The sequence below is a fragment of the Cellulomonas sp. P22 genome, assembly GCF_044392165.1.
The window spans coordinates 1-22,011 of the sequence record NZ_JBISBW010000002.1 but is presented as its reverse complement, the minus strand read 5'-3'; the positions used below and the strand labels follow the sequence as shown (position 1 = coordinate 22,011).

The following is a 22,011-nucleotide window of genomic DNA, read 5'->3' as shown; positions in this document are numbered from 1 at the left end:
CGATCCTCCCACCGCCCCCGCGCGCCGACATCTGGCCGGCATCTCTGACCAGGTCATCCTGCGCGCGGCACCGGGCGCTGGCACTCTTGGCGCATGCAGATCTGGCCTGGACGTCCCTACCCCCTCGGTGCGACCTACGACGGCACGGGGACGAACTTCGCATTGTTCTCCGAGGTCGCCGAGAGGGTCGAGCTGTGCCTGATCGGCGCCGACGGCACCGAGCAGCGCCTGGACCTTCCCGAGGTCGACGCGTTCGTGTGGCACGCCTACCTGCCCGGCGTGCAACCCGGTCAGCGCTACGGCTACCGGGTGCACGGCCCGTACGACCCGGCGGCCGGCCATCGGTGCAACCCCTCGAAGCTGCTCCTGGACCCGTACGCCAAGGCCATCGACGGCCAGGTCGACGGCGACCCGTCGCTGTTCTCCTACCGCTTCGGCGCCGAGGACGAGCGCAACGACGACGACTCCGCGGGCCACACCATGACGGCCGTCGTGATCAACCCCTACTTCGACTGGGGCCACGACCGCCCGCCGCGTCACGAGTACCACGAGAGCGTGATCTACGAGGCGCACGTGCGGGGCCTCACGCGCCAGCACCCGGCCGTCCCCGAGGAGCTGCGCGGCACGTACGGCGGCATGGCCCACCCGGCGGTCGTCGAGCACCTCACGTCGCTCGGTGTGACGGCCGTCGAGCTCATGCCGGTGCACCAGTTCGTGGTCGACCCGGGGCTCGTCGACAAGGGCCTGAGCAACTACTGGGGCTACAACACGATCGGCTTCTTCGCCCCGCACAACGGCTACGCGGCCTACCCCGAGGCCGGCCAGCAGGTGCAGGAGTTCAAGTCGATGGTCAAGGCGCTGCACGAGGCCGACATCGAGGTGATCCTCGACGTGGTCTACAACCACACCGCCGAGGGCAACCACCTGGGTCCGACCCTGGGCTTCCGCGGCATCGACAACGCGAACTACTACCGGCTCGTCGACGCCGACCCGACGCACTACTTCGACACCACGGGCACCGGCAACTCGCTGCTCATGCGCTCGCCGCACGTGCTGCAGCTCGTCATGGACTCGCTGCGCTACTGGGTCCAGGAGATGCACGTCGACGGGTTCCGCTTCGACCTCGCTGCCACCCTCGCCCGTCAGTTCCACGAGGTCGACCGGCTCTCGGCGTTCTTCGACATCGTGCAGCAGGACCCCGTCATCTCCCAGGTCAAGCTCATCGCCGAGCCGTGGGACCTGGGCGACGGCGGGTACCAGGTCGGCGGGTTCCCGCCGCTGTGGTCGGAGTGGAACGGCAAGTACCGCGACACGGTGCGCGACTTCTGGCGCGGCGAGCCCTCGACCCTGGGCGAGTTCGCGAGCCGCCTGTCGGGCTCGAGCGACCTGTACGAGCACACGGGGCGCCGACCCATCGCCTCGGTCAACTTCATCACCGCGCACGACGGGTTCACGCTGCACGACCTGGTGTCCTACGACCAGAAGCACAACGAGGCCAACGGCGAGGGCAACCGGGACGGCGAGAGCCACAACCGGTCGTGGAACTGCGGGGTCGAGGGACCGACCGACGACCCGGAGGTGCGGGCCCTGCGCGGGCGCCAGCAGCGCAACTTCCTCGCCACGCTGCTGCTGTCCCAGGGCGTGCCGATGCTCTCGCACGGCGACGAGATCGGGCGCACGCAGCACGGCAACAACAACGTCTACTGCCAGGACTCGCCCCTGTCCTGGGTCGACTGGGACCTCGACGAGGAACGCATCGCGCTGCTCGACCACACCCGGCACCTGGTGCGCCTGCGCCGTGACCACCCGGTGCTCCGGCGGCGCCGGTTCTTCGCGGGCGCCGCCGAGCACGGCGGTGAGTCCGAGCTGCGGGACATCGCGTGGCTGACGCCCACGGGCGAGCACATGCAGGACACCGCGTGGGAGGGCGAGCAGACCCGCTCGGTGGCGGTCTTCCTCAACGGGGAGGCCATCGCCGAGCCGGACCTGCGCGGCGACCAGATCGTCGACGACAGCTTCCTGGTGCTGTTCAACGGCCAGTCCCAGCCCGTGCAGTTCACGCTCCCCCCCGCCGAGTACGGCCAGCGGTGGACCGTGGTGCTCGGCACCGACACGCGGGTCGAGCCCGGCGCGCAGCTCGACGCGGGCGCGAGCCTCGAGCTCGAGCAGCGCTCGGTCGTGCTGCTGACCCGCCCGCCTGTCTCCGACCTCCCGGCCGCCGCGGCGACCCCCGCATGAGCGCGCCCTGGGAGGGGACGCCCGCCCGGCACCTGCCCGCGCCGGGCCGGCCCGTGCCCGTCTCGACGTACCGCCTGCAGCTCGGCCCCGCGCTGACGTTCGCGGACGCCCGCGCGCAGGTGCCCTACCTCGCCTCGCTCGGCGTGACGCACCTGTACCTGTCCCCCGTGCTCGCCGCCGCACCCGGTTCGCAGCACGGGTACGACGTGGTCGACCACGGCACCGTGTCCGAGGTGCTCGGAGGCCGCGACGGCCTGAGGGCGCTCGCGGACGCCGCGCACGCGGCAGGGCTGGGCCTGGTGCTGGACATCGTGCCCAACCACATGGCGGTGCCCACCCCGGCGTGGCTCAACCGCGCCCTGTGGTCGGTGCTCGCCGAGGGTTCCTCGTCGCCGTACGCCCCGTGGTTCGACGTCGACTGGTCAGCCGGCGAGGGCGCGCTGCTGATGCCCGTGCTCGGCGAGCGCATCGGGGCAGTGCTCGCCCGAGGTGAGCTCACGCTCGACGAGGTCGACGTCCCCGGGGAGGGGCCGACGCGGGTGCTGCGGTACTACGACCACGCGTTCCCCGTCCGCGAGGGCACCGAGCACCTGCCGCTGCCCGACCTCGTCGAGCGTCAGCACTACCGTCTCGCGTACTGGCGGGTGGCCGACGAGGAGCTCAACTACCGCCGGTTCTTCGACATCGACACCCTCGCCGCCGTGCGGGTCGAGGACCCGGACGTGTTCGACGCAACGCATGCGCTGGTGCTCGAGCTGCTGGCCGACGGGACCGTCGACGGGCTGCGGGTCGACCACCCCGACGGCCTGGCCGACCCGGCGGGCTACCTCGAGCGGCTGCGGGAGCGCACGGGCGGCGCATGGGTCGTGGTCGAGAAGATCCTGGAGGGCGAGGAGGAGCTCGACCCGGAGTGGGACACCGCGGGCACCACGGGCTACGACGGGCTGTGGCGCGTCCAGCAGACGTTCGTCGACCCGGGTGGCGCGGCCGAGCTCGGCGCACTCATGCACCGCATCGCCGGGGACACGAGCGACGCTCTGGCCGCCGTGATCGAGGAGGCCAAGCGCGAGGTCGTCGCCGGCCCCCTGTACGCCGAGGTGCACCGGATCACCGACCTCGCCGCGGAGATCTGCCACGACGACCTGTGGCTGCGCGACCACACGTGGCGCGCCCTGCACGACTGCCTGATCGAGCTGCTGGTCGCGTTCGACCGCTACCGCGCGTACGTCGTGCCCGGGCGCCCCGTCGACCCGGCGTCGCTCGCCGCGATGGAGGCCGCGGCCCACCTGGCCCGTGAACGTCTCGCCCCCGAGCGGCTGCCGACGCTCGACGTGGTCGTCGAGCTCCTGCTCGGTCACGCCGTGGGTGAGGCCGGGCGCACCGGCGAGGCGCAGCGGGACGAGCTCGTGGTGCGCTTCCAGCAGACCTGCGGGGCGGTGATGGCCAAGGGCGTCGAGGACACCGCGTTCTACCGGTGGACCCAGCTCGTGTCGCTGTGCGAGGTCGGGGGTGAGCCCTCGCGGTTCGCCCTGCCGCCCACCGAGCTCGTCTCGTGGGCCGCGCACGCCCAGCGTGCGACACCGCTGGGCATGACGACGTCCTCGACGCACGACACCAAGCGGACCGAGGACACCCGCACCCGCATCGGCGTGCTCTCCGAGCTCCCCCTCGAGTGGGCGGCGCTGGTCGAGCAGCTGCGTGCCGCGTCCGCGCCGTACCGCAGCGCGCTGCTCGACGGGCGGACCGAGAACCTGCTGTGGCAGACGCTCGCCGGGACGTGGACCGACCAGGGTCCGCTCGCGGCCGACCGGCTCACGACCTACCTCACGAAGGCCGTGCGCGAGGCCAAGACCCACACCTCATGGGTGAGCCCCGACGCCGACTACGAGGAGGGCGTGCTGCTCACGGCCCGCTCGGCGCTCGTCGACCCGCAGGTGCAGATGCTGCTCACCGGCTGGGAGGAACGCACCCGCGAGGCGGTGCGCGCCGCGACGCTCGGGACCAAGCTCGTCCAGCTGACCCTGCCGGGGGTCGCCGACGTGTACCAGGGCACCGAGGCGCCCGTCATCGCCCTGGTCGACCCCGACAACCGGCGCCCGGTGCCCGTCGACGAGCTCGCGGCACGCCTCGCCCGGCTCGACACGGGTGCGGCGCCCCGGGACCTGGCCGACGAGAAGCTGCTGGTGACCGCGCGCACGCTGCGCACCCGCCGCGACGCACCCGAGGCGTTCACGGGCCCGCACGCAGGTTTCGTGCCCCTGGCCCACTCGTCCGACCATGCGGTCACGTTCGCCCGCACGGTCGAGGGCACGCCGCACGTCGTGGTCGTGGCCACCCGGCTCGCGGTCGCCCTCGAGCGCCTGGGCGGCTGGGGCGAGCACACGGTCGCACTGCCCGACGGGCACTGGCGCGACGTGCTCCGCGGCGGCGAGACCGACGGCGGCCTGCAACGCATCGGCCCGCTGCTCACCGACCTGCCCGTCGCCCTGCTCGTCCGGGCCGAGGAGTGATCGTGCGGCCCCGGGTGTGGGCACCCGCCGCCCACGACGTCGAGCTCGACCTTCCGGACACGCACCGGCGCGAACCGCTGCACCGCACCCAGCACGGCTGGTGGGAGGCCGACCTGGACCTGCCCGAGGGCACCCGCTACGGCTACGCGGTCGACGGGGCGCCGCCGCACCCCGACCCCCGCGCCGAGCACCTGCCCGACGGCGTGCACGCCGCCGCCGCGGCCTTCGACGCCACCACGTTCCCCTGGACCGACCAGGACTGGCCGGGACGCGACGTGCGGGGCGGCGTGCTCTACGAGCTGCACGTCGGCACGTTCACCCCGGAGGGCACCCTCGACGCGGCGACCACCCACCTGGGCGAGCTGGTGGCCCTCGGCGTCGACGTGGTCGAGCTGCTGCCCGTGGCCCCCTTCAACGGCGCCCACGGCTGGGGGTACGACGGCGTCTCGCTGTACGCCGTGCACGAGCCCTACGGCGGCCCGCGCGCCCTGCAGCGCTTCGTCGACGCCGCGCACCGCCACGGTCTGGCGGTGTGCCTCGACGTGGTGCACAACCACCTGGGCCCCTCGGGCAACTATCTCGCCCCGTTCGGGCCGTACCTGACCCCCGCGCACCAGACCCCGTGGGGCTCCGCGGTCAACCTCGACCAGGACGGCGCCCACGAGGTGCGCCGCTGGGTCGTCGACTCCGCGCTGCGCTGGTTCCGCGACTTCCACGTCGACGCGCTGCGCCTCGACGCCGTGCACGCACTCGTCGACGGCTCCGCCCGGCACCTGCTCGGGCAGCTGTCGGACGAGGTCGCCGCGCTCGCGGGCTCCCTGGGTCGCCCCCTGTCGCTCGTGGCCGAGTCGGACCTCAACGACCCGGTCGCCGTGCTGCCCACGGTCGACGGCGGCTGGGGCATGACCGCCCAGTGGGCCGACGACGTGCACCATGCGGTGCACGCCCTCGTGACCGGCGAGCGGCACGGCTACTACGTCGACTTCGGCAGCCCCGAGGTGCTGCGCACCGCGTTCACCCAGGTCTTCGTGCACGCCGGTTCGTGGTCGACGTTCCGCGGCCGCCCCTGGGGCACGCCGGTGCCGCCCGGCACCGACGGCCACCGGTTCGTGGTCTTCGCCTCGAACCACGACCAGGTGGGCAACCGCGCGCTCGGCGACCGGCCCGCGGCCCGGCTCGACGACGGGGCGCTCGCGGCCGAGGCCGCCCTGGTGCTGCTCTCGCCGTTCACGCCCATGCTCTTCATGGGCGAGGAGTGGGGCGCCCGCACCCCGTGGCTGTTCTTCACCGACCACCCCGAGCCCGACCTGGCCGAGGCGGTGCGCAGCGGACGGCGCGGCGAGTTCGGCGACCACGGGTGGGTCGAGCTGTACGGCGGTGACGTCGTGGCCCCCGACCCGCAGGACCCGGCGACGTTCGCGGCGAGCGTGCTCGACCGCGCGGAGCGCGACGAGAACCGGTCCGCGCGACTCCTCGACTGGTACCGGGACCTGGTCGCGCTGCGCCGGGCGATCCCCGACCTGGCGTCGGGCGACCTGGGAGCCACCGACGTGCACTTCGAGCCCGACGTGGACGTCGAGGCCGGGGGGTCCGGGCCTGAGACGTCCCCGGGGCGCGATGGCGCTCGGGGCTGGCGCGGGTGGCTCGTCGTCGAGCGTGGGCCCGCGCGCGTCGTCGTCAACCTGGCCGACGAGCCCCGACGCGTGCCCCTGCGGGCCGTGGGGCCGCTCACGGTGCGCGCCGCATGGTCCGACGTCGAGCTCGAGCACCCGGGCGACGACGAAGGGCCCACGCACGCGGTGGTGCCCGGACGCAGCGTCGTGGTGCTCGCCTGAGACGCTCCGCTACGCGCTGCGGCCGTCGGGGAGCTCCGACGCGCCGGGCAACGACGCCCGTCCCGCGCTCGCCAGCGCACCGAGCCGCGACAGGGCCCGGTAGTACTTCTTGCGGTACCCGCCACGCAGCATCTCGTCGCTGAACAGCCGGCCTTCTCCCCCGCCGCCGAGCAGCACGGGCACGTCACGGTCGTAGAGGCGGTCCACGAGGACCACGAGCCGCAGCGCGACGTCCTGCGCGTGCACGGGCCCGACCTCGGTGAGCGCGACGAGCGACGTGCCGTCGAGCAGCGCCCCGTAGCGACTGGGGTGCACGGTGGCCAGATGGGCGAGCAGGTCCTCGAACCGGTCGATCGTCGCGCCCGGCACGAGCGCCGCCGCGGCGCGCACGGTGTCGTCGTCGAGACCGCGGTCGTCGGTCGCGGCCACCCGGTGGCGGTAGTCCTCCCCGTCGACGCGCAGCACCTCGAAGCGGCCCGCGAGGGCCTGGATCTCGCGCAGGAAGTCCTCCGCTGCGAAGCGCCCCTCGCCCAGCGACCCGGGCAGGGTGTTGGACGTCGCGGCGAGCGAGACACCGCGGTCCGCGAGCTCACGCAGCAGGCGGGCCATGAGCACGGTGTCGCCGGGGTCGTCGAGCTCGAACTCGTCGATGCACACGAGCGGACGCCGGGCCAGCGCCTCGACCGTCGGGAGGAACCCGAGCGCGCCGACCAGGTTCGTGAACTCGACGAACGTGCCGTACGCAGCGCGCCCGTCGACGGCGTGCGCGAGCGACGCCAGCAGGTGCGTCTTGCCGACCCCGAACCCACCGTCGAGGTATACCGCCACCGGGTCCGCGCGCCGTCGCCGCCACCACCGTGGCGCGGTGACCGCGGTCAGCCCGGCCGCGACGACCTCGAGCCGTGCGAGCGCGTCCTGCTGGCTGGGGTGCGCGGGGTCGGGGCGGTAGGTCGCGAACGACTCGGACGCGAAGTGACGCGGCGGCACGAGCTCGTCGAGCAGGCGGTCCACCGGCACCAGCGGACGGCGCCCCACGAGGCTCGTCGGCGGGGCGGGTGCGGCGGGGTCGGTCGACGTCACGAGCGCTCAGCCTACGTGTCACCCACCCGCGCGCGACCTGCACACCTGGCGGTCCCGCACGCCCCCCACGACGCGCCACCCCCCGCTCGCTAGCCTGAAGGCGTGCCCGCCCCGACGCTCGACGTCCTGCTGCCGCTCGCCCGCGCCGGTGAGCGCCTGGCACCCGAGCCCGACGAGCGCACGCTCAGCGCGCTCTACGCCCATCCTCTGCCGGAGGCGGGCCGCGCGGCCTACGTGCGCGCCAACATGGTCACGACGCTCGACGGCGCGGCCACGGGTGCCGACCACGTCTCGGGCTCGATCAACTCCGCGGCCGACCACCGTGCCTTCGAGGTGCAGCGCAGCTGGGCTGACGTCGTGCTCGTGGGGGCCGGCACCGCCCGCGCCGAGCGCTACCGCGCGCTCACCGTCGCACCGGGCCTCGCCGCCGCCCGCAGCGCCAGGGGCCAGGCCCCGCACCTCGAGCTCGCGGTCGTCAGCGCGTCGGGCGCGCTCCCCGCGGGGCTGCTGTCCGGCCCGCGCCCCCCGCTCGTGCTGACCGTCGCGGACCGCGCCGGTCTCGACCGGTTGCGGGAGATCGTCGGCCCCGACCGGGTGATCGTCGCGGGCACCTCGACGGTCGAGCCTGCCCGGGCGCTCGCGGCCCTGGCCGGACGGGGTCTCGTCCGGGTGCTGGCCGAAGGGGGTCCGCACCTGCTCGCGGAGCTCGTGGCCCACGACGTCGTCGACGAGCTGTGCCTGACCACGAGCCCGCTGCTGGTGGGTGGTCCCGCGCCGCGGGTCCTCGCGTCGGAGGGATGGCTCGCGCCGCCGGTCGACGCGACGCCCGCCCACCTGCTGCACGCCGGCGGGTCGCTGCTCGGGCGGTGGCTCCTGCGGACCCCGGGGTCAGCGGACACCCCCGACCTCGAGCCGCCCGACTGACGCGGTGCTGTGCTGTCCGTCCGCGGGCGCGTGACCAGGGCCGCGACTAGGCTCGCAGCCGTGACTGACACCATCGTGGTCCTGGCCGAGAACGCCGTCGCGCCGACCGACGTGACCCACATCCTGTCGCTGCACGAGGGCGAGGAGCTCGCCTACCGGGTGCTCGTGCCCGCCGACACCGAGCGCAACGTGCTGGTCTCCCTGATCGACGACCTGAGCCTGGGCGAGCTGCGCGAGGCGTTCGAGACCGTGCTCGGTCGTGAGCCGTCGCCCGCGCAGGCCCGGCGCACGGCCGCCGAGCAGCTCGAGGACAGCCTCGAGGCGTTCCGGCCGGCGGGTCGCGAGGTGACGGGCGAGGTGATCGACGACGACCCGCTGCCCGCGCTGCGCGCCGCTGTGCGAGGCGGCGCACGCGAGATCGTGGTCGTCACCTATCCGCACGCCGTCGAGGACACCTTCCACCGGGACTGGGCGTCACGGGCCCGCGAGGAGCTCCAGGTCCCTGTGCTCCACCTGTACTCGGGCACGAGCGAGATCCTCGACTGACCCCCGCGCCCGCACCGACGAGGAAGGGTCCCGGAGCGACCGCTCCGGGACCCTTCCTCGTCAACGGCATGGTGCCGGTGGAGGCACGCTCAGAAGCCCGTGCCGGTGACCTCGGGGTAGTACCGGCGGAACTTGCGGACCTGGTTGATCATCGCGGCCGCGACGTACGCGAGCCGGCGCGGTGACGCGTCCTTCGCGTAGCGCAGCGGGTGCGCGACCTTCCCGCCCTTGATGAGCCCCTGCACGCGAGCCCGGAGCGCGGGGTCGAGCACGTACCGCAGCAGCAGCTGGTGGGGCAGGATCGAGTACAGGATCTCGCGGTCGACCACGACGGGCTCGACCGCGCGCCCCTCGACCCGGTCCTCGACCAGGAACCGCATCGGGTTGGCCCCGGCCGCCGTCACGTAGTAGTTGTTGCGCCCGATCCGGGGGTTGACCTCGAAGAACCGGAACGACCCGTCACGCGGGTCGACCTTGACGTCGAAGTTCGCGAAGCCGACGTAGCCGGTGGACTTCAGGAAGTGCCGGGCCTGGTCGAGCATCCCGTCGATGCGCGTGGTGACCATCGCCGCGGGGTTCCCCAGCCCTGACGGGGTGTGCTCCTCGAGCAGCACGTGCGCCGAGCACAGCAGCGTGATCTGCCCGAGGCTGTCGACGTACGCCGTGATCGAACGCATCTGCGTGTCGTCGCCGGGGATCAGCTCCTGGACCACGAACCGTCCCCGGAAGCCCGCCGCGGCGAGCGAGTCCCACAGCGCGTCGAGCTCGGCGGCGGAGCCGATCTCGAAGACCTTCTTCTTGCCGGCGAACTCGACGTCCTGGTAGTCCGCGCTGCTCGCGGCCTTGGCGATGAGCGGGTAGTCGATGTCGACCGGCACGGGCTGCCAGCCGCTCTCCCCGGCCCGGGCGAAGTCCTGCACGATCGTGCGCGGCACGCTGATGCCGATCTCCTGGCAGATCTCCGCGAACGTCGCCTTGTCGGAGATCCGCTCGAGCAGGTCCTCGGACAGGAACGGCACCACGTAGTACGGCTCGAGCTCGGCGCGGTGCTGCACGACGACACGCACGAGCCAGTCGGAGTTCGCCATGAGGACGAGCTGGCGCCCGCTCAGCTCATCGGCCAGGCGCACGAGCCGGTCGACGAGCTGGCGCGGGTCGTGCCCGTCCTCGACGAGGACGTTGTCGATGAGCTGCGAGTGCGCCACCGGGCCCAGCGCAGCCCCGCTGACGACCACGGAGCGCACGCCGTACGCCTCGTGGAACGACCGCGCGAGCGCGTAGACGCCGATGTCGGCGCCCAGGATGACCGGCTGGATCTGCCCGCTCACGCGTCGTGCTCGGCGCGGTCGCCGGACCACTCGGTGTGGAACGTGCCCTCGCTGTCGGTGCGCCGGTAGGTGTGCGCCCCGAAGAAGTCACGCTGCGCCTGGATGAGAGCCGCGGGCAGCCGCTCGGCGCGCACGCCGTCGTAGTAGGCCAGCGAGGACGAGAACGCGGGCGTGGGCACCCCGGTGAGCGCGGCCTGCGACACGACCCGGCGCCATGCGCCGACCCCGTTGCCGACCGCCCCCGCGAAGTACGGGTCGGCGAGCAGCAGCGGCAGGTCCGCCTGGCGCTCGTAGGCCTCGGTGATCCGGTTCAGGAAGCGGGCGCGGATGATGCAGCCCCCGCGCCAGATGCGCGCCATGGCACCGCGGTCGATGTCCCAGCCGAACTCGGCGCTCGCCGCGGCGATCTGGTCGAAGCCCTGCGAGTACGCGACGACCTTGGAGGCGTACAGCGCGAGGCGCACGTCCTCGATGAAGGCGTCGCGGTCGGTGATGTCGAACGGGGTGGTCTCGGCGGGCAGGACGCCCACCGCGGCGGTGCGCTGGGGCACCGAGCCCGACAGGGCGCGTGCGAACGTGGCCTCGGCGATGCCGGTGATCGGCACGCCCAGGTCGAGCGCGTTCTGCACGGTCCAGCGACCGGTGCCCTTCTGCTCGGCCTGGTCGAGCACGATGTCGACGAACGCCTGACCGGTCTTCGCGTCGACGTGGCTGAGCACGTCGGCGGTGATCTCGATCAGGAACGACTCGAGGTCGCCCTCGTTCCAGGTGCGGAAGATCTCGCCGATCTCGGCAGCGGACGCACCCAGGCCCTGCTTGAGCAGGTCGTAGGCCTCGGCGATGAGCTGCATGTCGGCGTACTCGATGCCGTTGTGCACCATCTTGACGAAGTGGCCGGCGCCGTCCGGGCCGACGTAGGTGCAGCAGGGGACGCCGTCGACCTTGGCCGAGATGTCCTCCAGGATCGGGCCGAGCACCGCGTAGGAGTCGCGCGACCCGCCGGGCATGATCGAGGGGCCGAGCAGGGCACCCTCCTCGCCGCCCGAGACGCCCGAGCCGACGAAGTGCAGGCCGTGCTCCTTGAGCTCGGCCTCGCGGCGCCGCGTGTCGGGGAAGTGCGCGTTGCCGGCGTCGATGACGATGTCGCCCTCGTCGAGCAGCGGGACGAGCTCGGCGATGACGGCGTCGGTGGGCGCGCCGGCCTTGACCATGATGACGACCTTGCGCGGGCGCTCGAGCGAGGCCACGAAGTCGGCCATCGACTCGGACGGCACGAACGCGCCCTCGTCGCCGTTCTCCTCGATGAGCGACTGCGTCTTGGCGAACGACCGGTTGTGGACGGCGACCGTGTACCCGTGGCGCGCGAAGTTCCGGGCGAGGTTGCGCCCCATCACTGCCAGACCGGTGACGCCGATCTGGGCGGTTCCTGTGGGGGCGGTTCCTGCTGCCGTCATGCGCGCTTGCTCCGTTTCGTCGCCTGCCGCCCGCCCTGGGGCGGGGTGGCCGAGAGGTCTCGTACAGTGCCCCAGCCTAGTCGCGAGGCACGAACGACGACGCGGCGTGCCGTACCGCAAGACCGAGGGTCCGCGCCCGTACGCTCGCAGGCGTGATCCCCCCCGGTCCGGACGAAGCCCCCACCGAGTTCGTCCGCGCGTTGCGGTCGTTGCGCTCGGTGCGGCTGCGCCCCGAGCTCGAGGTCGACGAGGTGCCTGGTCCCGGCCGGATCGCCCCGTACTCGGCCGCGCTGACGGCAGAGGTGCACGCGACGCGACGCGATCCCGATGCGGACGAGCTGGCCTCGGGCCGCTTCGTGGTGCTGCACGACCCGCAGGGGCAGGAGGCGTGGAACGGCACCTTCCGGCTCGTGACGCTCGTCCGGGCGACCCTCGAGGCCGAGGTGGGCGGCGACCCGCTGCTGGCGGAGGTCGCGTGGAGCTGGTTCCGGGACTCGTTCCAGGGACTCGGGGTCACCCCGCACGCCGCGGGCGGCACCGTCACCCGGGTGCTGTCGCAGAGCTTCGGTGCGCTGTCCGAGCGCCCCGACCAGGTCGAGATCGAGATGCGCGTGAGCTGGACCGCGCAGGACGACGACCTCGCCCCGCACCTGCGGGCCTGGGCCTCGCTGCTGTGCAGCGTCGCCGGCCTGCCGCCGCTGCCGGTCGGCGTCGTCCCGCTGCCCCGTCGGCGCTGAGCGTCGTCTCGGGCGGGCGGTCCCGGTGCGGATGGTTCGCGGCGAAGGTCTGAAGCTCGGACCTCAAGGTCGGTTCGCCGGGTGCCGATGGGTCGGATACGTCCCGCACCGCATCCGTCGCCAGGAGTCCCAGTGAGCATCGAACCGTTGCGCAGGGCCGCGACCGTCGTGCGCGGCGTCCCGCCCACACCCCGCCGCGTCCCCACGCCCACGGCCGGGGCCGAGCACACCGCGCGTCGCAGCATCGGGCAGATGTGCATCGTGGTGACCGACCTGGCCGACGGCGACGGGCAGCTGCTGGTCCGCAACCTGCGGCGCCGCGGCTCGGGGCGCGTGATCCTCCTGGCCCGCCGGGCGGGACGTCGTGAGCTCGTGGGGCTGCTCGCAGGCGGCCTGCGTGGTGCCGTCGCGGCCGAGGCCCACCCGTCCGTGCCGCAGCAGGTGACGCCCGCGACCGCTCCCCCGCGCGCCGAGCTGACCGCGCGCGAGCTCGGCGTCCTGGCCCTCGTGGCGGACGGCTGCAGCAACCGCCGCATCGGCGAGATGCTGAGCCTGTCGGCGCTGACGGTCAAGAGCCACCTGGCCCGCATCTCCCGCAAGCTGGGCACGGGCGACCGTGCCGCGCTCGTCGCGATCGCGATCCGCTCGGGTCTCATCCCCTGACCCGCGTCCCGGACGTCCGCCACCCGGACCGACCTGCCCGTGTCAGCGCGGCATGCGCGGCGGCACCCCCCGGAGCGCATACGGTGGAGGTCATGCTCCCCGATCCACCGGCCACGGACGACACCGCGGACGCCGCGCCGTCCGACGAGGCTGACGAACTCGCCCTCGAACCGACCCTCACGCGGAGCGAGCCGCTCCCGCCCGAGGTCGTCCCGCTCACCGAGCCGGCCGAGGGCGTCCCGCCCGTGGTCGACACCCCCGAGGCGCTCGAGCGCGTCGTCGCGGCGTTCGGCGCCGGCACCGGGCCGGTGGCCGTCGACGCCGAACGGGCGTCGGGCTACCGCTACGGGCAGCGCACCTACCTGGTCCAGCTGCGCCGCGAGGGTGCGGGGACCGCGCTGATCGACCCGATCGCACTGCCTGACCTCTCGACGCTCTCCGAGGCCCTCGTGGGGGTCGAGTGGGTGCTGCACGCCGCGTCGCAGGATCTGCCGGGGCTCGCCGAGCAGGGGCTGCGTCCCTCGCGGGTCTTCGACACCGAGCTCGGGGCGCGCCTGCTGGGCCTCGAGCGCGTGGGCCTCGCCGCTGTGGTCGCCGAGCTGCTGGGGCTCGGCCTCGCGAAGGAGCACTCGGCGGTCGACTGGTCGACGCGTCCGCTGCCCGAGCAGTGGCTGCGCTACGCGGCGCTCGACGTCGAGGTGCTCGTCGAGCTGCGCGAGATCCTGGCCGAGCGGCTGGCCGTCGCGGGCAAGGCCGAGTGGGCCGCGCAGGAGTTCGAGGCCGTGCGCCTCGCCCCGCCGCCCCCGCCGCGCGTCGAGCCGTGGCGCCGGGTCTCCGGGCTGCACGCGATCCGCGACGCCCGGCGTCTCGCTGTGGTCCGTGAGCTGTGGACCACGCGGGACGAGAACGCCCGTCAGCGCGACATCTCTCCGGGCAGGGTGCTGCCCGACCACGCGATCATGGCCGCCGCCCAGGCGCTGCCCCGGTCGGTCCCCCAGCTCGTGGCGCTCCCCGCGTTCTCCGGCAAGGGCACGCGCCGGCGGGCGACCTTGTGGCAGCAGGCGATCGACCGTGGTCTGGCTCTGCCGGACTCCGAGCTGCCGTCGGTGCGCGGGCCCCGTTCGGACGCTCCCCCGCCGCCGCGGGCGTGGCCCGACCGCGATCCTGCAGCCGCTGCCCGGCTCGCCGTCGCACGCGACGTCGTGGCAGCCCTGTCGGCCGAGCACTCGGTACCGACCGAGAACCTGCTGCAGCCGGACCTGCTGCGACGGCTGTGCTGGACCCCTCCGGCGCGGCTCGACGAGGAGTCGATCGCGGCGTTCCTGACGGCGGGCGGTGCCCGCGAATGGCAGGTGAGCCTGATCGCGCCCCGGCTCGCCGCGGCGTTCGCGCAGGCGGCCACCGACTGAGCCGGCCGGCCCCACGTTACTGCGCAGTAGCTTGGGGCTGGTGCGGGACCTTGGTCCCGGGTACGGTCGGTCCAGGCGTGTCTGACCAGACCGCCACCCGGACACCGCCGTCCCGCCTGGAGGTCCGATGCCGCGCGCATCCGCCCGTACCGTCCGCCCCGTCGTCTTCGTCGAGGGCGTGCGCACGCCCTTCGGCCGCGCGCGGGAGGACGGCATCTACGCCCACACCCGCGCCGACGACCTCAGCGTCAAGACGATCCGCGAGCTGCTCCGGAGGCACCCCGAGCTGCCTCCCGAACGGATCGACGAGGTGGCGATCGCGGCGACCACCCAGCGCGGCGACCAGGGCCTGACCCTGGGCCGCACCGTGGCCATGCTCGCCGGGCTCCCCCGCACGGTGCCCGGCTACGCGATCGACCGCATGTGCGCGGGCGCCATGACCGCCGTGACCTCGACCGCGGCAGCGATCGGCTTCGGCGCCCAGGACGTCGCCGTCGCCGGCGGGGTCGAGCACATGGGGCACCACCCGATGGGCTTCGACGCCGACCCCAACCCGCGGTTCCTGTCCGAACGCCTCGTGAGCACGGACGCGCTCAACATGGGCGTGACGGCCGAGAACCTCCACGACCGCTTCCCGGCCCTCACCCGCGACAGGGCGGACGCCTACGGCGTCGCGAGCCAGGAGAAGTACGCCGCGGCGCTCGCGGCCGGCAAGATCACCCCGGACCTCGTGTACGTGGCGCTGCGGGACCCAGCGAACGGCTGGGGGCTGGCCACGACCGACGAGCCGCCGCGTCCCGGGACCACGCTCGAGCAGATCCGGGACCTCGCGACCCCCTTCCGCCCCGGAGGGCGCGTCACCGCGGCCACCGCGGCGCCGCTCACCGACGGCGCCGCGTCGTGCCTGCTGGCGGCCGAGGACATCGCCGACGAGCTGGGCATGTCGGCGCGGATGCGTCTGGTCACGTTCGCGTACGCCGGCGTCGAGCCCGAGGTCATGGGGATCGGCCCGGTGCCCGCGACGCTGCGCGCGCTCGAGCGGTCGGGACTGACGATCGACGACATCGGGCTGTTCGAGATCAACGAGGCCTTCGCCGTACAGGTGCTCGCGTTCCTCGACGCGTTCGACATCAAGGACGACGACCCGCGGGTCAACCCGTACGGCGGGGCGATCGCGGTGGGCCACCCCCTCGCGTCCTCGGGCGTGCGCCTCATGACCCAGCTCGCCCGGCAGTTCGCCGAGCGTCCCGACGTCCGCTACGGCCTGACGACCATGTGCGTGGGGCTGGGCCAGGGCGGCACCGTGATCTGGGAGAACCCGCACCACCCCGACTACGAGCCGATCGCCGCGACGACCGACGGGAGCGCCCGATGACCACGCCCACCCTGGACACGCCGGTCGAGCGCGTTGCCCACGCCCACGTCCGCGACGTCGCACTGCCCGGGGGTGGCGGCACGCTCGCCCTCGTGACCATCGACAACGGCCTCGACCACACCAAGCCGACCACGCTCGGCCTCGGTGGCCTGACCGAGATCCAGGCGGCGCTGCGCACCGTGCGCGACCGGGCCGCCGCGGGCGAGATCGTGGCCGTCGGTGTGACCGGCAAGCCGTACTACCTGGCCGCCGGCGCGGACCTGCGGACCATGACGGCGCTCGACGACCCCGAGGAGGCCCGGTCGATCGCGCACCTGGGCCACGAGACGCTGCGCATGCTCGGTGAGATGGCCGTGCCGACGTTCGCGTACGTCAACGGCGCGGCGCTCGGTGGAGGGCTCGAGGTCGCCCTCAACTGCACCTACCGCACGGTCGCGTCCGACGTCACCGCCCTCGCCCTGCCCGAGGCGTTCCTCGGTCTCGTGCCGGGCTGGGGCGGGGCGTACCTGCTGTCCCAGCTCGTCGGGGTGCGGACCGCGCTCGAGGTCATCCTCACGCGGCCGCTCGCGAACAACCGCATGACCAGGGCCGCGGAGGCGCACAGCCTCGGGCTGATGGACGCGATCTTCGACCCGGCCGACTTCCTCGAGCGGTCGCTGGTCTGGACGGCCGACGTCCTCGCGGGGCGGACGACCGTCGAGCGCCGGGAGATCGAGGGGGCCGACGAGTGGGCCGCCGTGGTCGCGGGCGCCCGCCGCCAGCTCGACCAGCGGCTGCACGGCGCCAGGCAGGCGCCGTACCGGGCGCTCGACCTCGTCGCCGCCGCCCGCGACAGCGACCGGGACACGGCGTTCGCCGCGGAGGACGACGCGCTCACCGACCTGCTCATGTCGGACGAGCTACGGGCCGGGCTCTACGCGTTCGACCTCACGAGCCGCAAGGCCCGCAAGCCCGCCGGTGCGCCCGACCCGTCGCTGGCCCGCCCGGTCCGCACCGTGGGGATCGTCGGGGCGGGGCTCATGGCCGGGCAGCTCGCTGTGCTCGTCGCACGCCGGCTCAAGGTGCCGGTCGTGATGCGGGAGGTCGACGACGAACGGGCCGCGGCGGGCCTCGCGGGGATCCGCCGGCTCGTCGAGGGCCAGGCCGCCAAGGGTCGGATCAGCGCCGACGAGGCCAACCGGGTGCTCGCGTCGATCTCGGTGAGCACCGACCTGCAGACGCTCGCCGGTGCCGACCTGGTCATCGAGGCGGTGACCGAGGTGATGTCGCTCAAGCAGCGGGTCTTCGCCGAGCTCGAGGACGTCGTGGCGCCCGACGCTGTGCTGGCGACCAACACGTCCGCGCTGTCGGTGACCGAGATGTCGGCACAGCTGCGCCACCCCGAGCGGGTCGTGGGGATCCACTTCTTCAACCCCGTCGCTCAGATGCCGCTGATCGAGGTGGTGCGCACGCAGGGGTCGAGCGACGCGGCCGTGGCCACGGCGTTCGCGCTCGCGAAGACGCTGGGCAAGACGGCGGTCGGCGTCGCGGACCGGCCCGGCTTCGTGGTCAACCGGCTGCTGCTGCGCATGCTCGCCGAGGTGGCGGCTGCCGTCGAGGGGGGCACCCCCGTGCAGGTCGCGGATGCCGCGCTGCGGCCCCTCGGCCTGCCGATGGGCTCGTTCGCGCTGATCCAGCTCGTGGGGCTGCCGGTCGCGCTGCACGTGCTGCGCTCGCTGCACACCGACCTCGGGGACCGCTACCCGCTCTCCCCCGGTCTCGAACGGCTCGCGGCCGACGGGCGGCGCGTGGTGCCCGAGCCCGACGGGGCGGGGGCCGAGCTCGACGTGGACCCGGGCGTGCAGGACGCGTTCGAGGTCCCCGCGGGCGGCACGGCGACGGCCCTCGACGGGGCGGGCGTGCTCGACGCGGTGCTCACGGGCCTCACCGAGGAGATCGGCCTCATGCTCACCGAGGGCGTGGTCGCCTCCCCCGACCAGATCGACCTGTGCATGGTGCTGGGTGCGGGGTGGCCGTTCCACCTCGGGGGGATCACCCCGTACCTGGACCGCACGGGGTACTCGCAGAAGGTGCTGGGACGTCGGCTGCTTCCCGACGGGGTCGCGAACGTGCCGACGCGCTGAGAGGGCCGCCGGCCGGGCCCGGGGGCCCGGCCGGCGGCGCAGCGCGTCGTGGGAGACTGTGCGGGCCCGTCCGCGGGCCGCCCTCCCGCCGCGCTGTGCCCGCGACCTGGGGGGTCGCCCTGCCTTCGCACGCACAACGGGACCGACATGACACGCACCCTCCTCGCGGTGGACGGGAACTCCCTGGTCCACCGTTCGTTCCACGCCTTGTTCGGGACGGGTCTGACCACCCGGGACGGGCGGCCCACCTGGGCGGTCAAGGGCTTCGTGTCCCAGCTGCTGGGGGCCGTCGAGAGGGTCGGGGCCGACGCCGTGGTGGTCGGCTTCGACGACCACACCCGCTCGGTGCGCAAGGACGCGCACCCGCACTACAAGGCGACGCGTGGGCCGAAGGCGCCCGAGCTCGTCGCGCAGCTCGCGTCGACGGCCGAGCTGCTGCGTGACGCAGGCCTGCACGTGGTGGTGCCGGACGGGCTCGAGGCCGACGACGTGCTCGCGTCGGCGGCGGCGTGCGGTCGCGCGGCGGGCTGGTCCACGGTCGTGGTCACGTCCGACAGGGACTCGTTCGCGCTGATCGACGAGAGCACGTCGGTGCTGCGGGTCATCAACGGGGGCATCGAGGCGTCGCCGCTGCTGACCCCGGAGCGGCTGACCTTGATGATCGGGATCTCCCCCGCCCAGTACCGGCAGTACGCCGCGATGCGTGGTGACACGTCCGACAACCTCACGGGTATCCGGGGCATCGGGGAGAAGACGGCCACCCGCCTGCTCGGCGTGTTCGGGAGCGTCGAGGCGGCGTTCGCCGACGTCGACGAGAACGGTGGCCAGCGCGTCGCGGCGGAGGTCGGGAAGGCTGTCGTCGGCAAGCTCGCGTCGGCCGAGGGGCGTGAAGCGTTCTGGCGCAACGTCGAGATCATGACGATGCGCGGGGACCTGGATCTCGGTCTGGGCCTCGACGGGCCGGGGGCCGGGCTGCTGCCGGTCGACGGCGACCGGCTCGACGGCGCCCTGGGTGGTCTCGAGCTGATGTCGTTGCGGTCGCCGGCGCGGTTCCTGCTCGCGGGCGGCGGTGCGGGCGGCGACGGTGCCGTGGCGCGTCCGGTGGTGCCCGTGGCGCCGGGTCCGGAGCTCGTCGCCGCGGCGGTGTCCGTGGCGGAAGCCGCGCCGCCGGCAGAGTCCGCTCAGCCGGGCCTGTGGGAGGACACGCTGTTCTGACCTGGCCCTACCTTGCTCGCGATGGGCGCCTCACTCACCTCGGCTCTGCACGGACCTTGCCGTCGCTGGGGGAATGCCGACCTCCTGAATGCTGTGGTTGCCACAGGGAATCTTGGTCACGCTGGCGTGCTCGATTCCCGTCACGAGGAACCACCGGATATCGCTGCGTAACCGGCACCAGCCGATCAGGTACCAACGGCCGTTCGTGGAAGCGAACATGACCGGCTCGACGTCGCGGGTCGTCGTGCTGCCGTCACGCGAGACGTAGCGGATGCGCACGACGCGTTGCTCGGCCATCGCTTCGTCGAGTGCCGATCTGACCGCGCGAACGGAAGGCGATGGCGTGTCCACCCACACGCGGCTCGCGAGCTCATCGGCTTTCGTTCGGGTCCTGGGGTCGAGGACGTCCAGGATCTTCTGGACGCCGGCTGAGGCCAGGTCGGCATAAGGAGCATCGGAGGCAGCCGAGACGGCCGCGAGCAGTGCCACCGCCTGCGCGGGGGTCAGGCTGACCGGCGGGAGGCTCGCCCGAGCGGCGAGACCATAGCCGCCGCCAGGCCCCGGGCGCGACCAGATCGGCGCACCGCTGTTCTCGAGGGCGGTGAGATCTCTCTTCACTGTCCGCACCGACACGCCGAACTCCGCCGCCAGCTTCTCAGCAGTGCATCCGCGGGAACCGTTGCGGCGCAGCATCTCGGACAGTGCGTGGAGCCGCTCTGCCCGCTTCACTTCCGCACCCCGACAAGAATCATGTCAGAGATGGTGACACGCCCTTGTCCAAGGGCCTTGCGAGAATCGCAGCATGACGACCAACACAGGCGAACCGACCATTGTCCTGATCGCCGGCCACTGGCTGGGGGCGTGGGCGTGGGACGAGGTGGTGGAACACCTGACCGCTGCCGGCCGGCGAGCCGTCCCGATGACCCTTCCCGGCCTCGATGAGGCAGACCACGAGCGAGCGATCAGGACCCTTGACGACCAGGCAGCGGCGATCGAACGGGCCGCAGCGTCCGAAGAGCAGCCGGTGATCATCGTGGCGCACAGCGGAGCCAACGCCCCGGTGAGCCTGGTGCTCGATCAGCACCCCGAGCTCGTCCGCCACGTGGTCTGGGTCGACAGCGGACCGGTCGCGCCCGGAGCCGGCTTCGCTCCAGACCTGCCGGACGATCTGGACGAGCTGCCCCTGCCGCCCTTCGACGCGCTCGGGGAGCAGGCCAGCCTCGAAGGCTTGAGCAGTCACGATCTCGAGCGCTTCCGGGCCCTGGCCGTCCCGGAGCCCGGTCCCGTGCTTCGCCAGCCGGTGGAACTCACCAACGACGCACGTCTGCAGGTCCCGACCACGCTGGTGTGCTGCTCGATCCCGAGCGCACAGCTGATGGAGCTGGCCAACGCCGGTCACCCCATGTTCGCCGAGGTCGCCAACCTTCAGCACCTGGACCTCGTCGATCTCCCCACCGGCCACTGGCCCATGTGGAGCCGCCCCGACGACCTTGCACAGCTCCTCGCCGCCGCGGCGACCTCCCGGGTCAGCTGAACCGCGGATGACATGCTGAACCGCGGATGACAGGGGGGCCAGTCACAGCGGCTGGCCGCCTGCCGGGACGGCTCAGAAGACGGTCAGTCCCCGGTCGCGGAACTGCTGGCGGACCCGGGCCACGAGGTCCGGCGCCGGCGGTTCGGTGTCGTCGAGCTCGTAGCGCATCCCGAGGGACTCCCACTTGTCGCGGCCCATCTGGTGGAAGGGCAGCACCTCGACGCGGCTGACGGTGGGCAGCGTCGCGATGTAGTCGGCGACGGCGTCGATGTTCTCGGGGGCGTCCGTGAGCCCGGGGACGAGGACGAAGCGGATCCAGATCTCGGTGCCGCGGGCCGCGAGGCGACGTCCGAAGTCGAGGGTCGGCTGCAGCTCGCGGCCGGTGACCTTGGAGTACGTCTCGGGCAGGCCCGACTTGACGTCGAGAAGGACGAGGTCGATGTCGTCCAGCATCTCGTCGGTGCAGTGCGCGCCGAGGTAGCCGGAGGTGTCGACGGCGGTGTGGATGCCCATCGCCTTGGCGCCGCGGAGGACACGCGCGACGAACGCGGGCTGCATGAGGGGCTCGCCGCCCGAGATGGTCAGTCCGCCGCCGGTGACCTCGAAGATGGGCCGGTAGCGGGCGATGCGGCCCAGCAGCTCGTCAGCCGTGATCGGCTCGCCGCGGCGCATCTCCATGGTGTCGGGGTTGTGGCAGTACAGGCAGCGCAGCGGGCAGCCCGAGAGGAACGTGGTGAGCCGCGTGCCGGGGCCGTCCACGGCGGTGACGAGCTCCCAGGAGTGCAGGGACCCGAGCTCTCCGGCGCGCATCTGGGCGAAGCGCTCGCTGCGGTTCACCTCGGAGACGTCGAGACCTGCGGTGCCGGCCGACGCCCGGTGGTGGGAGCCGCCGATGAGGGGCAGGCCGAGCTCGATCACGGGCGCGCCGCACTCGGGGCCGGTGGTGCTGGTCGCGTTCATGTCGTCTCCCCTGGTGCGAGGTGAGGGTGCTGCGGGTCGGCGCCCGGCGGTGGTGTCGTCCGCCGGGCGCCGGTCCGGTC

Annotated in this window: 17 protein-coding genes; 12 read left to right on the top strand and 5 right to left on the bottom strand. The window is 73.3% G+C overall.

The window, feature by feature from the left end; translation table 11 throughout:
- Positions 1 to 93 precede the first annotated feature (93 nt).
- Genes glgX through treZ form a run of 3 tightly spaced genes read left to right on the top strand, consistent with a single transcriptional unit; the run spans position 94 to position 6,583 of the window.
- Entirely contained in the window at positions 94 to 2,238 is a 2,145-nt protein-coding gene (glgX, locus tag ACGIF2_RS00810; protein WP_396042475.1) for a glycogen debranching protein GlgX, read from the top strand.
- A complete protein-coding gene (treY, locus tag ACGIF2_RS00805; RefSeq protein WP_396042473.1) occupies positions 2,235 to 4,748 on the top strand; it encodes a malto-oligosyltrehalose synthase in 2,514 nt (837 codons plus the stop codon). The genes glgX and treY overlap by 4 nt, the downstream gene beginning before the upstream one ends.
- A 2-nt stretch (positions 4,749 to 4,750) precedes the next feature.
- Positions 4,751 to 6,583: a malto-oligosyltrehalose trehalohydrolase gene (gene treZ / locus ACGIF2_RS00800; protein WP_396042471.1), complete on the top strand. Its 1,833-nt coding sequence runs from the start codon at positions 4,751 to 4,753 to the stop codon at positions 6,581 to 6,583.
- Positions 6,584 to 6,592: 9 nt separating this feature from the next.
- Here the strand turns inward: treZ and zapE are convergent, their stop codons facing one another.
- Positions 6,593 to 7,663, bottom strand: a complete 1,071-nt coding sequence (zapE, locus tag ACGIF2_RS00795) for a cell division protein ZapE (RefSeq protein WP_396042469.1) — start codon at positions 7,661 to 7,663, stop codon at positions 6,593 to 6,595.
- A gap of 102 nt (positions 7,664 to 7,765) precedes the next feature.
- Here zapE and ACGIF2_RS00790 point away from each other — a divergent pair, with 102 nt between their 5' ends.
- Positions 7,766 to 8,587 (top strand): dihydrofolate reductase family protein, encoded by an 822-nt coding sequence (locus ACGIF2_RS00790; protein WP_396042467.1) that lies wholly within the window; start codon positions 7,766 to 7,768, stop codon positions 8,585 to 8,587.
- Positions 8,588 to 8,647: 60 nt separating this feature from the next.
- Positions 8,648 to 9,133, top strand: a complete 486-nt coding sequence (locus tag ACGIF2_RS00785; protein ID WP_396042465.1) for a hypothetical protein — start codon at positions 8,648 to 8,650, stop codon at positions 9,131 to 9,133.
- Positions 9,134 to 9,222: 89 nt separating this feature from the next.
- On the opposite strand, the gene ACGIF2_RS00780 is transcribed toward ACGIF2_RS00785, so the two are convergent.
- Positions 9,223 to 10,461: a hypothetical protein gene (locus ACGIF2_RS00780; protein ID WP_396042463.1), complete on the bottom strand. Its 1,239-nt coding sequence runs from the start codon at positions 10,459 to 10,461 to the stop codon at positions 9,223 to 9,225.
- On the bottom strand, positions 10,458 to 11,915 hold the full coding sequence (gndA, locus tag ACGIF2_RS00775) for an NADP-dependent phosphogluconate dehydrogenase (RefSeq protein WP_396042461.1): 1,458 nt from the start codon (positions 11,913 to 11,915) through the stop codon (positions 10,458 to 10,460). Before gndA ends, ACGIF2_RS00780 begins: the two co-directional genes overlap by 4 nt.
- A 152-nt stretch (positions 11,916 to 12,067) precedes the next feature.
- Between gndA and ACGIF2_RS00770 the strand changes: the two genes are divergently transcribed.
- The 6 genes from ACGIF2_RS00770 (at position 12,068) to ACGIF2_RS00745 (ending at position 19,437) form a co-directional block, all read left to right on the top strand.
- On the top strand, positions 12,068 to 12,652 hold the full coding sequence (locus ACGIF2_RS00770; RefSeq protein ID WP_396042459.1) for a DUF3000 domain-containing protein: 585 nt from the start codon (positions 12,068 to 12,070) through the stop codon (positions 12,650 to 12,652).
- A 132-nt stretch (positions 12,653 to 12,784) separates the two neighbouring features.
- Entirely contained in the window at positions 12,785 to 13,315 is a 531-nt protein-coding gene (locus tag ACGIF2_RS00765) for a response regulator transcription factor (protein ID WP_396042457.1), read from the top strand.
- Positions 13,316 to 13,407: 92 nt separating this feature from the next.
- Positions 13,408 to 14,724: an HRDC domain-containing protein gene (locus tag ACGIF2_RS00760; protein ID WP_396042455.1), complete on the top strand. Its 1,317-nt coding sequence runs from the start codon at positions 13,408 to 13,410 to the stop codon at positions 14,722 to 14,724.
- A 127-nt stretch (positions 14,725 to 14,851) separates the two neighbouring features.
- Positions 14,852 to 16,099: a thiolase family protein gene (locus ACGIF2_RS00755; protein ID WP_396042453.1), complete on the top strand. Its 1,248-nt coding sequence runs from the start codon at positions 14,852 to 14,854 to the stop codon at positions 16,097 to 16,099.
- Positions 16,096 to 18,222, top strand: a complete 2,127-nt coding sequence (locus ACGIF2_RS00750; protein WP_396042451.1) for a 3-hydroxyacyl-CoA dehydrogenase NAD-binding domain-containing protein — start codon at positions 16,096 to 16,098, stop codon at positions 18,220 to 18,222. Before ACGIF2_RS00755 ends, ACGIF2_RS00750 begins: the two co-directional genes overlap by 4 nt.
- 147 nt (positions 18,223 to 18,369) lie before the next feature.
- Positions 18,370 to 19,437, top strand: a complete 1,068-nt coding sequence (locus ACGIF2_RS00745) for a 5'-3' exonuclease H3TH domain-containing protein (protein WP_396042449.1) — start codon at positions 18,370 to 18,372, stop codon at positions 19,435 to 19,437.
- Positions 19,438 to 19,467: 30 nt separating this feature from the next.
- On the opposite strand, the gene ACGIF2_RS00740 is transcribed toward ACGIF2_RS00745, so the two are convergent.
- Positions 19,468 to 20,166 carry a helix-turn-helix transcriptional regulator gene (locus ACGIF2_RS00740; RefSeq protein WP_396042447.1) on the bottom strand — a complete coding sequence of 233 codons (699 nt, stop codon included), beginning with the start codon at positions 20,164 to 20,166 and terminating at the stop codon, positions 19,468 to 19,470.
- A 73-nt stretch (positions 20,167 to 20,239) separates the two neighbouring features.
- Here ACGIF2_RS00740 and ACGIF2_RS00735 point away from each other — a divergent pair, with 73 nt between their 5' ends.
- On the top strand, positions 20,240 to 20,971 hold the full coding sequence (locus ACGIF2_RS00735; protein ID WP_396042445.1) for an alpha/beta fold hydrolase: 732 nt from the start codon (positions 20,240 to 20,242) through the stop codon (positions 20,969 to 20,971).
- A gap of 72 nt (positions 20,972 to 21,043) precedes the next feature.
- Here the strand turns inward: ACGIF2_RS00735 and pflA are convergent, their stop codons facing one another.
- Entirely contained in the window at positions 21,044 to 21,931 is an 888-nt protein-coding gene (pflA, locus tag ACGIF2_RS00730; protein WP_396042443.1) for a pyruvate formate-lyase-activating protein, read from the bottom strand.
- Between the last annotated feature and the right edge of the window lie 80 nt (positions 21,932 to 22,011).